Origin of the sequence: Vibrio sp. 10N.261.45.E2 (assembly GCF_002875705.1) — a bacterium.
In the GTDB taxonomy this organism is placed as follows: domain Bacteria; phylum Pseudomonadota; class Gammaproteobacteria; order Enterobacterales; family Vibrionaceae; genus Vibrio.
The window spans coordinates 1-575 of the sequence record NZ_MCZZ01000168.1; the positions used below are offsets into that span (position 1 = coordinate 1).

Annotated in this window: 1 protein-coding gene; it reads right to left on the minus strand. The window is 45.9% G+C overall.

Features of this window, described 5'->3' with window-relative positions:
- Nucleotides 1-368 (minus strand): MbeB family mobilization protein (locus BCT34_RS22630; protein WP_241906882.1); only part of this gene is annotated, 368 nt, incomplete at its 3' end.
- Nucleotides 369-575: the final 207 nt, after the last annotated feature.

Below are 575 nucleotides of genomic sequence, written 5' to 3' on the forward strand. Positions count from 1 at the left end.
TCTCCGCACAAGTTCAGGTGGATTTTCCCACCTTTGGATTCCAGTACTTTCAGTGCCGATTGCTGATTGCTGATCTCTATTTGGTTCTGGGCGATGATTATTCCCTGCCACCAAATCACGCTCGAACAAGCGACCAAAACAAGCACTACGCTCAGCACTATCCAAAGCCAACTTTTCAAAACTAATGCGCTCATGCGTTGGTTCTGGGCGCGAATGTCGCCTTTGATTTTCTGCTCGCTTGATCTCAACGCCTGTTCTATAAACGTCTCGTGCCTCTCGAATTCGCTCTTGAGACGTTGCTCTGTATCGTGCGCTTGCTGTTTCGATTTCTTCTCGAAGTCCTGCGCCAAACTTAAAATCTTGCTCATAAATCAGCCCTTTCAATCGAATGTTTCGACCGCCTTCTGGGTCGGATATGGAAATACTTTTTTTGGTTTGTCTAACAACCGAAAAACCAACGCCTTCAAGCGCGTTTACCAAATCTTGTCTATTGCTCAACTCTCCATTGCCAGCCATAGACAACAATCCATCAGTGATAGCTCTCGCAGCTTCATACTTTGGCTTAGGCAAATTTC